Source organism: Microcoleus sp. CAWBG58, assembly GCF_020883045.1.
In the GTDB taxonomy this organism is placed as follows: domain Bacteria; phylum Cyanobacteriota; class Cyanobacteriia; order Cyanobacteriales; family Microcoleaceae; genus Microcoleus.
This window is the reverse complement of the sequence record NZ_JAHRFA010000014.1, coordinates 99453-114207: the sequence shown is the minus strand read 5'-3', so window position 1 is coordinate 114207 and position 14755 is coordinate 99453. Positions and strand designations below refer to the sequence as shown.

The 14755-nt window shown below is 47.6% G+C and carries 11 protein-coding genes; 6 read left to right on the top strand and 5 right to left on the bottom strand.

The genetic code is table 11. The features are described 5' to 3' along the window. Positions 1-381: 381 nt before the first annotated feature. Together QZ918_RS08985 and QZ918_RS08980 are read right to left on the bottom strand one after the other, a co-directional pair. Positions 382-516 (bottom strand): S8 family serine peptidase, encoded by a 135-nt coding sequence (locus tag QZ918_RS08985; RefSeq protein ID WP_293145193.1) that lies wholly within the window; start codon positions 514-516, stop codon positions 382-384. A gap of 74 nt (positions 517-590) precedes the next feature. After that, a complete protein-coding gene (locus QZ918_RS08980; protein ID WP_293333686.1) occupies positions 591-1487 on the bottom strand; it encodes an aspartoacylase in 897 nt (298 codons plus the stop codon). 378 nt (positions 1488-1865) lie between these two features. Here QZ918_RS08980 and QZ918_RS08975 point away from each other — a divergent pair, with 378 nt between their 5' ends. Then, positions 1866-2765, top strand: coding sequence for a LysR family transcriptional regulator (locus QZ918_RS08975; protein WP_293333683.1), 900 nt, complete (start codon positions 1866-1868; stop codon positions 2763-2765). 77 nt (positions 2766-2842) lie between these two features. Here the strand turns inward: QZ918_RS08975 and QZ918_RS08970 are convergent, their stop codons facing one another. Further along, positions 2843-7153, bottom strand: coding sequence for a cadherin-like domain-containing protein (locus tag QZ918_RS08970; protein WP_293333680.1), 4311 nt, complete (start codon positions 7151-7153; stop codon positions 2843-2845). Positions 7154-7258: 105 nt separating this feature from the next. Here QZ918_RS08970 and QZ918_RS08965 point away from each other — a divergent pair, with 105 nt between their 5' ends. Further along, on the top strand, positions 7259-7417 hold the full coding sequence (locus QZ918_RS08965) for a hypothetical protein (RefSeq protein WP_293333678.1): 159 nt from the start codon (positions 7259-7261) through the stop codon (positions 7415-7417). A gap of 16 nt (positions 7418-7433) precedes the next feature. Here the strand turns inward: QZ918_RS08965 and QZ918_RS08960 are convergent, their stop codons facing one another. Beyond that, positions 7434-8174: a response regulator transcription factor gene (locus QZ918_RS08960; protein WP_293333676.1), complete on the bottom strand. Its 741-nt coding sequence runs from the start codon at positions 8172-8174 to the stop codon at positions 7434-7436. Then, on the bottom strand, positions 8164-9270 hold the full coding sequence (locus QZ918_RS08955; RefSeq protein ID WP_293333674.1) for a sensor histidine kinase: 1107 nt from the start codon (positions 9268-9270) through the stop codon (positions 8164-8166). The genes QZ918_RS08960 and QZ918_RS08955 overlap by 11 nt, the downstream gene beginning before the upstream one ends. Positions 9271-9512: 242 nt before the next feature. Between QZ918_RS08955 and kdpA the strand changes: the two genes are divergently transcribed. The 4 genes from kdpA (at position 9513) to kdpC (ending at position 14670) form a co-directional block, all read left to right on the top strand. Beyond that, a complete protein-coding gene (gene kdpA / locus QZ918_RS08950; RefSeq protein WP_293333672.1) occupies positions 9513-11273 on the top strand; it encodes a potassium-transporting ATPase subunit KdpA in 1761 nt (586 codons plus the stop codon). Positions 11274-11349: 76 nt separating this feature from the next. Then, a complete protein-coding gene (gene kdpB / locus QZ918_RS08945) occupies positions 11350-13455 on the top strand; it encodes a potassium-transporting ATPase subunit KdpB (protein ID WP_293333669.1) in 2106 nt (701 codons plus the stop codon). Between the two features lie 151 nt (positions 13456-13606). Then, on the top strand, positions 13607-13876 hold the full coding sequence (kdpF, locus tag QZ918_RS08940) for a K(+)-transporting ATPase subunit F (RefSeq protein ID WP_293145140.1): 270 nt from the start codon (positions 13607-13609) through the stop codon (positions 13874-13876). A gap of 107 nt (positions 13877-13983) precedes the next feature. Next, complete coding sequence (gene kdpC, locus QZ918_RS08935; protein WP_527250391.1) at positions 13984-14670, top strand: K(+)-transporting ATPase subunit C; 687 nt, start codon at positions 13984-13986, stop codon at positions 14668-14670. The last annotated feature ends 85 nt before the right edge of the window (positions 14671-14755 follow it).

Sequence of the window (14755 nt, the reverse complement as noted above, 5' to 3'; positions counted from 1 at the left end):
TCTCATGCACGGTTTTGAAAGGGAGTGTGATAGGGCGACCTATCACTCGACCCTATCAGGGTGGAAAGCTTCGGGAACCAGAATTAAACGTGGATTGTATCGGACTGCGAAGGGATGGCTAATTAATGCAGACTGCAATGGGTGTGCAAATATTGGTCGTAAAGTAGCAACAATGCTTGGATTGGATCTAAGTGGAGTTGGTAGAGGTGATTTGTCAGCACCTATAAGACTTAAATTGTGGTCTTGTGAATCCCCTCGCCTTTAGGCATGGGGAGATGTCAATAAACCAGTATTTGGTCGATCGCCCCCAGCTTCTCACAAAACAGATTCGCGGGGTTGTAGGGCGATCGGCTAATGTTTCGGAATAGTTGCTTGTTGTTTCTAGACAGTTATCCCATTTGGGTTGGCTGTTGTTGTCAAAATGTACTCAACTTGAGCCGGAGTTAGAGTGGGATTGGCATTCAAAACTAAAGCCGCTACACCCGCTACGTGAGTCTCACTACAAACCTTTTTTATTTCCTGGGATGGATGGGGACTGAAGTCCGAACGATCAAACCTTTTTTATTGCTGGTAATTTGCGGGACAGGATTTTATGCAGTTTCAAGCTGAAGCTGTTGTTTTTTCGTCAAAAGCATCGCTATGTGCTTTTCGTAATAAGCTGCTTCGTTAATAAATACAGGGAAAACTGTAGATTCTCCTTGATAGGGGAGCAATTCTCCCGTAAATGTGAGAAACATCGGTTCACCGGGATGTAAGGGTTCGTAATCTTTAAACTGAAGTTGGGGATGGATAGTGGCTTGGATTTCACCTACAGCATTTCTCGGGTAGTCTACGGAAACGATCGCCTGATATGCAGTTAAATATGATGGTATAACTGGCGGATTGCCCAGATTTGTGGCATCGAGATAATCTACAATGGTGCGAACCAGCCTTTCGGTTTGCTCAAACAGATGGGCGTTGACGACTCCCTGGGCGATGGGCCCAACTTCTATCGTGCAACCGAAAGCAGATAGCGATCGCAACATTGGCGCATCCTCACCATCATCCTCTCGGAAAAAAACTCGAACTGAGCGATCGAGCTCGCTTAAATAGGCTAATAATTGCAAATTGAACGGATGTTTGCTAGACGGTAAAATGGTCAGCCCCATGTTCGCCGTTGTGCTGTGGAGGTCGATAATGAAATCAGCTTTATTTTGGTCTTTAGGACATAGTTGGGCCCAGATTTCCTTAGCGCGTGTTTCCTCGTAACCCGTTAAGCCTGGGTTAGCCAAATCTGCGCGGCTAAAGCAACGGTTCAAATCGCGATCGACATAACGCCGATTCAGCGCCACCGCTTTCGGGTTGGCTAATAAGGCAACTGTCTCAAAGGTCGATCGTTTCAGCAAGTCTGGGAATTGTTGAAACTTCTTAATCAGGTAAACTCCTGTTAACTCATTTCCGTGGGTTCCTCCGACAACTGCAACTCGTCGAATTACGTGCGACAACATAAATAATCCTCATTTTGTGATATTTAAAATCGCAATTGCTTGCTAAATTTTCCTAACTATTACTGAGTGCGTCTGAATGAATGCTTTTAATTCAGTGCGATCGCTTACTGAAATGTAGGGTGCGTCAGCTTATAGCCTAATTTTTAGGTAGAGAGCCAGAAGTGGCTGACGCACCCTACTACAAATGTGACTGTCAAAAGAAATATTTTTTGCATTCATTGATAGTCTTCCCTATTACTTCCAAAATAAAGAAGTTATTATCAGATGTCAAATACTTTTTTTAATATAAGAATATACTCAAAAAGTATGGCAGTATCTACTCAATAACCGCTATAGTAATTATTCATTTCCAAGTTTAAAGTTTAAAATCTAAAATCTATGGAACTTCGCCATCTCCGTTACTTCATTGCAGTGGCAGACGAACTGAGCTTTACGAATGCGGCAAAGCGATTGCACATTTCGCAACCGCCCCTAAGCAACCAAATTAAAGATTTGGAGACTGAATTGGGCGTGCAACTATTCGATCGCAAAAGTCACCCAATTGGGCTAACTCCAGCAGGACAGGCGTTTTTAGAAGAATCTCGTGCAACTCTGGCACTGTTAGAACAAGCGGTACATAAAACCCAGCGCATTCATCAAGGTGAATTGGGCCATTTGACGGTGAGTTTTACGAGTTCGATCGCGAATGGTGTCTTTCCAGAGATGCTGCGAACGTTTCGGCAGCGATATCCAAAGGTAAAACTGATTTTACAGGAAGAACATAGTGCTTTTCTAATTCAGAGATTGCGCGATCGCCAAACTGATATCATTTTTCTGTATCTCTACCACGAAATCTCGGAAGACAATGATTTAGAAACGATGTCTATCACGCAAGAACCACTTGTCGCCGTCTTACCCAAAAATCATCCGCTTGCAGCCAAATCCCAAATTTCGCTTGCTGACGTAAAAAATGAAGAATTTGTCATGCCCCTGCATCAAGTTGTGGCGGGTTTGTCCGAACAAATTTACCATCTATGTTCCCAAGCAGGATTTGTGCCAAAAGTTGTTCAAACAGCCGTGTTTATGGTCACGATTTTGGGGTTAGTTGCAGGCGAAACTGGTATTAGCATTCTGCCATCTCACGTCCAGAATCTTCAACGCAAAGGAGTGGTGTATCGTCCGATTCTGGAACAAATGACAACCACTAACTTAACTGCGGTTTGGCGGCAGAATGATTCATCGACTATTTTGCAGCAATTTCTGGAGATTATTAACAGCCTCTCAATTCATCTCTATTAGGTAATGAGATTCGTTCGTAGTGCGGACTTCAGTCCGCAAAAATCTGCGGACTGAAGTCCGCACTACGAACTATTTTGTTATCGCCCAAATAGGATAAAATCACTGCGATCGATCGCACTACCAGCCACTGCATTCACAGTAGCCAAGAGTTGACCGTTCCCAGAAATCGCGATCGCACCTGCATTGGGGCTTTGGGTAATAGTGAGTTGAGCAAAAGTTAAACCGCCCGCTAACACTAGCAAATCTTCACCTTTAGTGAAATCAGCAATCACATCGCTGCCTTCACCTGCGGTTAAAATAAAGCGATCGCGCCCAACGCCACCACTGAGAACATCGTTACCTAAACCCCCAGTCAAAGTATCATCACCCTTACCGGCGTACAGAGTATCATTGCCGTCATCACCGCAGAGGTTGTCATTACCGCCGTTACCAAACAGCAAATCGTTGCCAGCACCGCCGCAAAGGGAATCTGGAGATCCATTTAAGCCGATGGCGCGATCGCCAAAAATAGTATCATCCCCATCCGCAGCGCAAATGCTGTCGCTACCCCGATCGCCCAGCAGCAAATCGTTGCCCGTACCCCCCACCAGAACATCATCGCCCTTACCGCCGTTGAGCGTATCGTTGCCCTCTCCACCGCCCAGAGTATCCGCAGCATCTCCTCCATTCAAGAAGTCGTTGCCAGCACCGCCAAACAGCAAATCGCGTCCGTTCGAGTCAGGGCTAGACGGGTCAAAACTGCCTCCAAACAAGCAATCGTTACCCTCAGCCCCCACCAGAGTGTCATTCCCCTTGTCACCCCAGATCGAGTCATCGTCTTTGCCACCGATCGCCACATCATCGCCTTTACCACCGAAAATGAGATCGTCGCCGGCACTTCCGTTGAGGTAATCATTACCTCTGCCGCCAAATAGCAAGTCTTTGTCTGCATTCGGGCCGAGAGGGATATTGCTGGGCTGCCCACCATAAATATTGTCGTTACCGCTTCCGCCCAGCAGAATGTCGTTCCCGTTGAAACCGTCGATCGCGTCGTTGAGATTGCTACCGATGAGGAAATCGTTGCCATCAGTGCCGTTGAAAGTGCGATCGACTGAATTCGGCCCGGGAATTGAATCGATCGCAGGTAAGGTAATTTCGTCGCAAATGCGATCGTCAGCATTACCGCCACCAATGCTTTCAAAGTCAACAGGAGTCGGAGTCGGAGTTGTTACCGGAGTCGGAGTTGTTACCGGAGTTGGAGTTGTCGCCGGAGTTGGAGTTGTTACCGGAGTCGGAGTTGGAATCCGAGTCGGAATTATTGCCGGAGTCGGAGTCGGAGTTGTTACTGGAGTCGGAGTTGTTACCGGAGTCGGAGTTGTTACCGGAGTCGGAGTTGTTACCGGAGTCGGGGTTGTTACCGGAGTCGGGGTTGTTACTGGAGTCGGGGTTGTTACTGGAGTGGGAGTTGTTACTGGAGTGGGAGTTGTTACTGGAGTGGGAGTTGTTACTGGAGTGGGAGTTGTTACTGGAGTGGGAGTTGTTACTGGAGTCGGAGTTGTTACTGGAGTCGGAGTTGTTACCGGAGTCGGAGTTGTTACCGGAGTCGGAGTTGTTACCGGAGTTGGAGTTGTTACCGGAGTTGGAGTTGTTACCGGAGTTGGAGTTGTTACCGGAGTTGGAGTTGTTACCGGAGTTGGAGTTGTTACCGGAGTCGGAGTTGGAGAGTTATTGACAACAATGCTTGCTGTGACGATCGCAGAATCAGCTTTTCCGTCATTAGCTTTGTAGGTAAAAGAGTCTGTCCCTGCAAAACCAGCATTCGGAGTGTAACTGAAGGAACCGTCTTTGCTGAGGGCGATCGCACCTTTCGTCGGCCCCGCCACCAAAATCGCAGTCAGCGGGTCATTTTCCGGGTCTGTATCGTTGATTAAGACTCCCAACCCTGCCACATTGAGAGGGGTATTAAAAGGAGTTGTATAGCTGTCAGCAATCGCTACAGGCGGGTTATTGTTGACGTTTACAGTCACGGTAGCTGGTGCAGAGCTAACTATGCCGTCATTGACTGTGTAAGTAAATGTGTCTGTCCCAGAAAAGCCTGCCTTAGGAGTATAGGTGAAAGAACCATCTTTGCTGAGGGCGATCGCACCTTTCGTCGGATTTGCACTCAATGCAGCAGTCAGCGCGTCCGAGTCTGCGTCAGAGTCGTTGGCTAAAACTCCCGGCGCTATTTGGCTGATGGCTTTTCCCGCAGTGGTGCTGTAGGTGTCGGGATTTGCGATCGGCAGACTGTTCGTAACGTTGATATTTACCGTCGCGGGGACAGTCGCAGCCCCGTCGCTAGCGCTGTAAGTGAAGGTATCAATTCCGACAAAACCAGGGTTAGGAGTGTAAGTGAAATCCCCCTTGGGAGTGAGTACGAGTTTACCTTTAGTCGGTTGTGTGACAACAGCAGCAGTCAACGTCTCTAGGAAGTCTAAGTCAGCATCGTTGCTTAAAACTCCTGGAAATCCGGTTAACACTTTGTCGTGCGAAACCTTGTATGTGTCGGGATTGGCGATCGGCGGAATGTTCGTAACATCAATACTCACGGTCGCGGGGACAGTCGCAGCGCCGTCGCTAACGCTATAAATAAAAGTATCAATTCCAACAAAGCCAGGGTTAGGAGTGTAAGTGAAATCACCCTTGGGATTGAGTACGAGTTTACCTTTGGTCGGCCCTGTGACGACAGCAGCAGTCAATGTTTCTAAAAAATCCAAATCGAAGTCATTTGATAAGACGGATGGAAATCCGTTGAGCACTCGATCGTGCTCGATTTTGTAGGTGTCGGGATTGGCGATCGGCTGCTTGTTAGTAACATTAATACTCACCGTACCGGGGACAGTATCAGTCCCGTCGCTAAGGCTGTAAGTGAAGGTATCAATTCCGACAAAGCCAGGATTAGGAGTATAAATGAAATTGCCGAAGCCATTCAATGTCAGTTTACCGTTGCTAGGAGCTTTTACTAAGGCGGGAACTGACAGACCGAAAAAGCTATCGGGGTCAGTGTCATTGAGTACAACTCCCGGAAGTTCGTTGAGCACTCGATTGTGCAAAGTAGTATAAGTATCGGGATTGGCGATCGGCAAGTTATTAACAGATATCGGGCCCAGCCTAAAAGTGGCACTTGCTTGATCCGTCGCATCGCCCAAAAATAAGAAGTTTGGCTGGCTGTAGGGATTGTAGGGTAAAGCTGGCTGGCTGGTTGCTGGATTAAATGCCGTGTAGTTGCGTAGCGGCTGATTTGTCAGCCCTGGTATGGCTGCGCCACCAGCAAACAGGGTGTAAGTAGTTCCTTGAACCACCAGTTTGTAGTTCGTACCAGCACTGATATTAACAGGTACATTTTCCCCACGAGTAAACAGAGTTGGGGATGCGCCACCGTTTTGAGCAAAAATGCCTCCGATGGGGCTGAGGTTGCGGTTGGTGAAACCGAGTTCAATACCGTTTTGACCGTCGCTGCTAATGGCGATGATGCTGAAACCGGCGCGATCGTCACTATTACTGTTTTCAGTCGTCACCGTAGCGTTGAAAGAAACGCTGAAACCGCTGGTGCGATTCAAGGCGGGGAAAGCCGGATTTAGTTGAGCAAATGTTCCTATTGGTGGCGGAGTATATTGATAATTCGTGTATCCCGCATATCCTGTCGTATTATTAGCCACCGTCACGCTAGCAGTATTAATACCCGTGTTGGGTGAGTACGCACCAGCAGGAAGAAGACCAGAACCAAATGGGGCAGGCAGAGGTACTTGTCCGTAAGCTAATTGGGTGACACCTAATGTCCCAATGCCCCCCGGCATTCCTGGCACCGGTATAAAGTTACTTGTACCGTCGTAGAGAGTATAGCTGAACACAAATTGATAGGCGGCTCTTGTGGCTGGCTCGATCGCCAACTCCGACTCCACCCACCCAGTTGTATAATCTAGTTCCCAGTCTCCGCCCTTAGCTGCACTTCCCACAGGCGTACTAGAAGCAGCAATTTTTGCCTTTGTGAGACGACTGATTTGCTGCACGAAGTTAGCGCCCTTTTCCCCCGCCGCCACATCGCACCCGTACAGCAAAATCTCTGCACTCTCTGTCAGGGCGATCGACCATTGCTGCAATTTTTGACCATAAAAGTTTAAATTTGTCAAGTTTAGGTCGATCGCGCCTAGCTGCAAACTTGCCGATCGACCGTGGGAGATAATATGAATGCTTTTAATATTGTCGCGACTGCCTAGCACTTCCGTAATTTGTGCTACTCCATCGCGCGCTGCATCGATGATAATTACTTCTATTCCGGCTGCAATACCGTTGCAAAGATTTTGGATGTCGGGGAGGGCAGAGTCGAGAAAGGCGATCGAGCCCCTAACATAATTGATAAAACTTGGCACAAGACACCTCTGGTTGGATGACCTTACGGAAATTAATATGTATGAAATTTAGCAAAGTTTAATATTAAATGTCATCAGTAAAATTAACGAGCAATAGGGTTTGTAGTGAGGACTTCAGTCCTTTCTTTGATGCGGACTCGCATTCCTCACGATCGAACCTGTACTTCAGTCCTTTCTTTGATGCGGACTCGCATTCCTCACGATCGAACCTGTACTTCAGTCCTTTCTTTGATGCGGACTCGCATTCCTCACGATCGAACCTGATGCGGACTCGCATTCCTCACGATCGAACCTGATGCGGACTCGCATTCCTCACGATCGAACCTGTTGAAGGTTCGATCGCCAAAAGTTCTTCTGCTACCAATCCTTTCTGAATAGCGAACACTGCTGCTTGAGTGCGATCGCGCACTTCTAACTTTTGCAAAATCGCGTGGACGTGTACCCGCACAGTCCCCGGAGCGATGTACAATATTTGTGCAATCTCCTGATTGCTTTTCCCGCCCGCAACTAAGGCTAATATTTCCTGTTCCCTCGGAGTCAGCGGATTGTCTAAAACTTCCCATTTACTCGCGCTTTTGACAGGTTCGGGATTGCTAAAAACCGCCCGAATTTCCGCAGTTGCGGCTTTGTCCCACCAAGAAGCACCCGCCGCTACCGATCGAATTGCCAAAACCAAAGTTTCGGCGGCAATTCCCTTGAGACAATATCCTTGGGCTCCCGCAGCAATCAACCTTTCAATTAAGGTTTTTTGGGCGTGAGATGTTAAAATCAAAACTGGAATTTCTGGATGTCTCTGTTTAATTTGGCGACAGGCTTCAATGCCACCAATTCCCGGCAAACCGACATCGAGAACCACCACATCCGGCAAGTGTTCCTGAGTCAATTCTACCGCCGTTTCTCCATCTTCCGCCTCGGCAATTATTTGCAAAGAACTTTCTTGCTGCAATCTGGTTTGCAGTCCCAACCGAAACAGTTCGTCATCTTCAACTAAGAGAATTCGCAAGGGACAATTAGGTTTCATTCGCAGAGATAGCTGGTAGTCGGAATCCAAACAAAGCACCTAAAGGCAATTTGTTTTCTGCCCAAATTATACCGCCGTGGGCGTCAATAATTTGGCGAGATAAGTATAACCCCAATCCCGATCCTTTGGCTTGCCGATCGCCATTTCCTTGATAAAAACGCTCGAACAAGTGGGGCAGCTCATCGCTAGTAATTCCCAACCCGCTATCGATAACTTTCACCACCTGATCGGTTGCGTAAGATTCCATGACTATTTCTACTTTACCACCTCGGGGAGAATGGTTGATCGCGTTTGTTAGCAAATTAACAAAAACGCGCTGGAGTTGCACTTCATCGCCGTTTACCCACAAAGAACGGCGAAAGTCAGACTGTCCGTAACTTATACTAATATAAACTCGGCGCGCTGCCGATAAATGGATGAGTGTGGCAATTACTTCTTCTGCTAAAGCTGCTAAATTTACGGGCGCAAGTTGCAGTTTTAAACCTTCGGCATCGTTGCGGTAAACATCGAGCAGCGTTTCTACTAATTGTAGTGACATTTTTTGCGATCGCGCCATTGTTTCGAGAACTTTTTGCTGGCTGGTAGTGACTTCCCCAAAGTTTGCTCCCTGAAAAGCTTTGATTGTTTCAATTGCACCCAGCATCGGCGTTTTCAAGTCGTGACTCAAAGTAGAGACAAAATCCTCTCGGATGCTGGCTAGCTGCTGCTGAGACTGCAACTGTGCTTTGGCGATCGCGATCGCTTCTTGATACTGCTGGGTGCGATCGCTCAAATATCCCGTGACTCCCAAGGCCATAACTGCGATCGCCCTATTTGCTACAGTTGCTAGGGCGATCGTTTCTCCGTAAGGAACAAACAAGTTCAACAGCGTCAATGCTGCTGCTAACAGCGTAATTTGCAACTTTCCCAACCGACTCAGCCGCGAATTTGCCAGTAAAATCGGCCCCGTGTACAAGTATCCAAACAGATACTGCGACGGCGTAGCAAATTCGAGTGCTGCGACAATCGCGAATAAAAAGGCGATCGACCACCTTCCGCGCAAATACTTTTCTTGAACCCCCAGAATTTTGGGAATTTTCAATAAGCTTTCAAACATCTCTAATTAATCCATTTTAAGCTTATAAAATGTCAGCTACATTTTCGCGCAAAAAATAGCGTTTATACAGCATCTATACCTGCAAGTATAGGTTTGAGACCTTGGCTAAACATTCGCCTATCAGTATAAGTATAAGTAAGAAAAACCGCATTAATAAACAGTAACTTATACCTTAAGACAGATTATCAACAACCCCCAACCTGAGTAAAGTAATCACTAAACGAGTAATTTTTAACTCAGTTATGTTACAAGGCTTAATTCAAATTGCATTAACCCTAATCATTTTAATCGCGATCGCGCCCGTCTTCGGCAACTACATGGCACGGGTGTACATGGGAGAACGAACCATTCTCGACCCCGCGATAAAACCAGTCGAACAACTCATCTATAAGGCCAGCAATATCAGGGCTGTAGATTCAATGACAGGCTGGCAGTATGCGCGATCGCTATTATACAGCAATGCAGCAATGGGCATATTTGTATTCTTACTTTTCATGCTTCAGGGACTGCTGCCTTTGAATCCCACGAGCCTCAGCGCACCAACCTGGGATACCGCGCTGCATACAACTATTTCATTCCTCACAAATACCGACCAACAGCATTACTCAGGCGAGACAACATTCAGTTATTTGTCCCAGTTAACTCTGGGTTTTTTAATGTTCACCTCAGCAGCCACTGGTTTAGCAGTAGGGATTGCCTTTATTCGGGGACTGACAGGTCGCCCCCTCGGTAACTTTTATATCGATTTAATTCAATCGATCACCCGGATTCTGCTGCCACTTTCTTTGATAATTGGCTTATTTTTGCTCATTTCTGGAGTGCCGGAAACCCTAGCAGGCCCCGCAGTTGCGCGTACCTTAGAAGGCGGCACGCAAGTAATTGCTCGCGGCCCAGTAGCTCACTTGGAAAGCATCAAACAACTCGGAGAGAACGGCGGCGGTTTCTTTGCCATTAACTCGGCTCACCCTTTTGAAAATCCCAACCCTTTTAGTAACCTGCTGGAAACACTAGCAATGGTTTCTATACCAGCAGCACTCATTCACACCTACGGCAGATTTGCTAACAACAAAAAGCAGGGATGGCTGATTTTTGGGATGGTGTTTGCCATTTATGTAATCTTGATTAGCATTGCAGCAGTTGGCGAATATCAAGGCAATCCCCAAATTAATAGTTTGCTCGGTTCCGTGCAACCAAACTTAGAAGGGAAAGAAGTTAGATTCGGTTGGGCAGAAACTGTACTTTGGGCTGTCACTACGACTGGGACAATGTGCGGAGCTGTCAACGGAATGCACGATTCTTTAATGCCGCCAGGGGGTTTTGCTACTTTGTTTAACTTGTTTATCCAAATTGTTTGGGGCGGACAGGGAACGGGAACAGCTTACTTATTTATCTACTCGATTTTGAGCGTATTTCTCACCGGATTGATGGTGGGGAGAACGCCGGAATTTTTGGGACGAAAAATTGAAAAGCGGGAAATTGTTTTAGCTAGCGTTGTTTTGTTGATTCACCCGATCGCAGTTTTAATCCCCGGCGCCATTACCCTCGCCTTTCCCGACAGCTTGAGCGGCATCAGCAACCCAGGATTTCACGGCATTTCGCAGGTGATGTACGAATACGCTTCAGCGGCGGCTAATAACGGTTCTGGCTTTGAAGGATTGGGCGATTCTCAACCCGCGCCGACAGGACTTTGGTGGAATTTAAGCACTTGTTTTAGCTTGCTGATGGGGCGCTACGTTCCAATTATTGCGCTGCTGCTGCTAGCTGACAGCATGACGAACAAACAACTGGTTCCCGAAACAACCGGCACTCTCAGAACAGATTCCGTTTTATTTACCAGCGTCACCGCAGGAGTAATCATCATTCTCGGCGCGCTGACATTTTTCCCAGTGCTGGCTTTGGGGCCAATTGCTGAAGGATACCAAATCAGCAGCGGCAAGTTGGAACCAGCAGGGATAACCGCACCCACAACACCTTTAGCAACACCAACTCCTCCACCTCAGTAACAAAAAATCATCAACCTCACCCTTCTCTTTCTCTGCGTTCTCTGTGTACTCTGCGGTTCATTAAAAAATCCAAATCATGGCTTCTTCCAATACCCCGGACTCTCAAAAAACTCCCCGCTCAAGAGGCTCTCGCGAGTCTCGCAAACACACCCCAAAAGCAAATAACAAAGGTCTTTATCAAAGAGCTTTTAAAGAAGCTTTTGTCAAACTTGACCCGCGGGTGATGCTAAAAAATCCCGTGATGTTTGTGGTGTGGGTTGGCACAATTGTCACTGCACTTTTGACCGTCGATCCGACGCTGTTCGGCCCGGTTCCCGGCAACAATCAAGTTCTGTTTAACGGCCTTGTAACGTTCATTTTGTTCTTTACTTTGGTATTTGCTAATTTTGCAGAAGCGGTAGCGGAAGGCCGCGGGAAAGCGCAAGCGGATGCACTGCGATCGACAAAAGCAGATACCACAGCCCGCAAACTCCTACCAGACGGTTCAATTCAAGAAGTTAGTTCGACATCTCTCCGACGCGGCGACCAAATTAAAGCGATCGCAGGCGATGTCATTCCTGCCGACGGCGAAGTGATCGCAGGCGTCGCATCTGTAGACGAATCGGCGATCACCGGGGAATCGGCGCCGGTACTGAAAGAACCGGGTTCCGACATTGCCAGTTCCGTTACCGGCGGTACGCGCATCCTTTCAGACGAGTTGACTCTGCGGGTGATGGCCGACCCCGGTAAGGGATTTTTGGACAGGATGATCGCGCTGGTAGAGGGCGCTGAACGCTCGAAAACGCCCAACGAGATCGCGCTGACGGTGCTGCTGGCGGTGCTGACTCTGGTGTTTTTGATTGTGGTATCGACGATTCCGCCCGTGGGCAATTATGTCAAAACTCCTGTGGGCGTGGTAACGCTGATTTCGCTGCTGGTGGCGCTGATTCCGACAACGATCGGCGGTTTGTTAAGTGCGATCGGCATTGCGGGGATGGATCGCGTCGCTCAATTTAACGTGATAGCGACCTCCGGGCGCGCCGTGGAGGCTTGCGGCGACGTGAACACGCTGATTTTGGACAAAACTGGGACGATCACCCTGGGCAACCGTTTAGCCGAGGAATTCATTCCGGTAAACAATCATTCGCTGCAAGAAGTGGCGCAGGTAGCGCTGACTGCGAGCGTTTTTGACGATACGCCTGAGGGAAAGTCGATCGTCCGTTTGGCTCAAAATCTGGGCGCAGTCGTGGATTTCGATCGCACTAACCCCAAAGGATCTGAAGGCATTGATTTTTCGGCAAAAACCCGGATGTCGGGCACGGATTTGGCTGATGGTACCGAGGCGCGCAAGGGCGCGGTGGATGCGGTGAAGGGTTTTGTGCGATCGCGCGGCGGTAATATCGGCCCGGATCTCGATGAAGCTTACGAGCGAGTTTCCCGGCTTGGAGGCACACCGTTAGGCGTTTGTCAAGGTAACGACACCTACGGAATTATCTATTTGAAAGATGTGATTAAACCCGGAATTCGCGATCGGTTTGACCAACTGCGAAAAATGGGAATTCGCACCATCATGCTCACCGGAGATAACCGAATTACAGCATCAGTAATTGCCGACGAAGCCGGAGTAGACGACTTCATCGCCGAAGCCACTCCCGAAGACAAAATCGAAGTAATTCGCAAGCAACAAGCCGAGGGCAAATTAGTAGCAATGACGGGAGACGGAACCAACGACGCACCCGCCCTAGCCCAAGCAAACGTAGGTTTGGCGATGAATTCTGGAACCCAAGCAGCCAAAGAAGCTGCGAACATGGTGGACTTAGATTCTGACCCCACAAAACTCATTGACTTAGTGACAATTGGCAAACAGTTGCTAATTACTCGCGGCGCGCTGACTACGTTTTCCCTAGCCAACGATATCGCCAAATATTTTGCAATTATTCCCGCAATGTTTGCCCCCGTCGGCGCATTGAACGTGATGGGTTTAGCCAGCGGTCAATCTGCGGTTTTATCAGCATTAGTTTACAATGCTTTGATTATTCCCGCTTTGATTCCCCTGGCACTAACTGGGGTTAAATTTCGACCACTAAGTGCCAATCAACTGTTGCAGCGGAACATTTTAATCTACGGATTGGGCGGAGCAGTTGCGCCGTTTATCGCCATCAAAATTATTGATGTTTTCATTGCTGCGATCGGATTAGCATAAAGAAGTTCGGCAGCGGATTTTGTAGCGGATGTAGCGGATGACTCTTCCCAGCTCTACCTGGAAACGGATATCACTCTTGCTATGCCTCGATTTTCCCACAAAAATAATCCAATACAAAGACAGACATTTATTTCCCAAACCCGGAGAATTTATGAAACGAAATGATTTGCTAAATGATGTTTTGCCGAGGGATTTTCAAGAAACAGTTGAGTTAGGACAAATGCTGTGGCAGCGCCACCCTATCCCGGTGCAGTTATTTCTAGTAATGTGCTTTAACTTGATAATTGCCCCGGCTGTTTATGCCGCTGCCGATGAAGGTTTGACTAAAAAAGCTGCCTGGGGTTTAAGTCTTTTGGGTTTAGTAATTATCGGACTAGCAGTTTATTTGTTTGTCGTGATTTTTCAGCCAGAAAGATTTTAGGTTGAGCGTGTAGGGCGCGCCGACTCTGAGAAACCGGGTTTTTTACCAAATCTGCCCGCCAAACCAAATATTTCCGCAAAAACCCGGTTTCTAGCATCCAGTTTTTCATGACATCCGTTACATCCGTTACAGAATCCGTTGCCGAACTTCCTTCATTGAGGTCATTTATGAGAGAATTAATCAGAGCTATTCGTGTTACTTTAGTTTTGTGGGGAATCACAGCGATTATTTATCCATTAATACTGCTAGCAATCGGTCAACTGGCTTTCAACTACCAGGCAAACGGCAGTTTAATTACCAACAAAGGAGATGTAGTCGGTTCCTCATTAATCGGTCAGTCTTTCGGCTCGGATAAATATTTTTGGGGTCGCCCCAGTACCACAAATTACAGCAGCTTTGTGGCAATAGATTACGACTCCACAAAGGCAGAAAACTTAAGTCAGAGAACGGGCGTTTCCGGAGCGAGCAATCTTGCTCCTAGCAACTCCGATTTGCTGAAGCGAGGTAATGAAAAAGATGGTTTTCAGGGCGTGGAAGTTGAGTTGGCTCGCCTAAATTTATCTGGTATCAAACCGACAGCAGATTTAGTCTATACTTCCGGTTCTAGCCTCGACCCGCACATTAGCGTAGAATCAGCTAGGGCGCAAATTGAACGGGTAGCAAAAGTGCGATCGCTCAATGTCAATCAAATCGAAATGTTAGTAGCCCAGAATACAGACGGCAGATTTCTGGGAATTTTTGGCGAACCGGGAGTTAACGTCCTCAAACTAAATTTGGCTCTCGACGGTTTATAATACTCAGTGGTCAGTAGTCAGTAGTCAGTATTCAGTTGTTATTAGTCATTGGTTATTGGTTATTGGTCAACTGTCAACTGTCAAC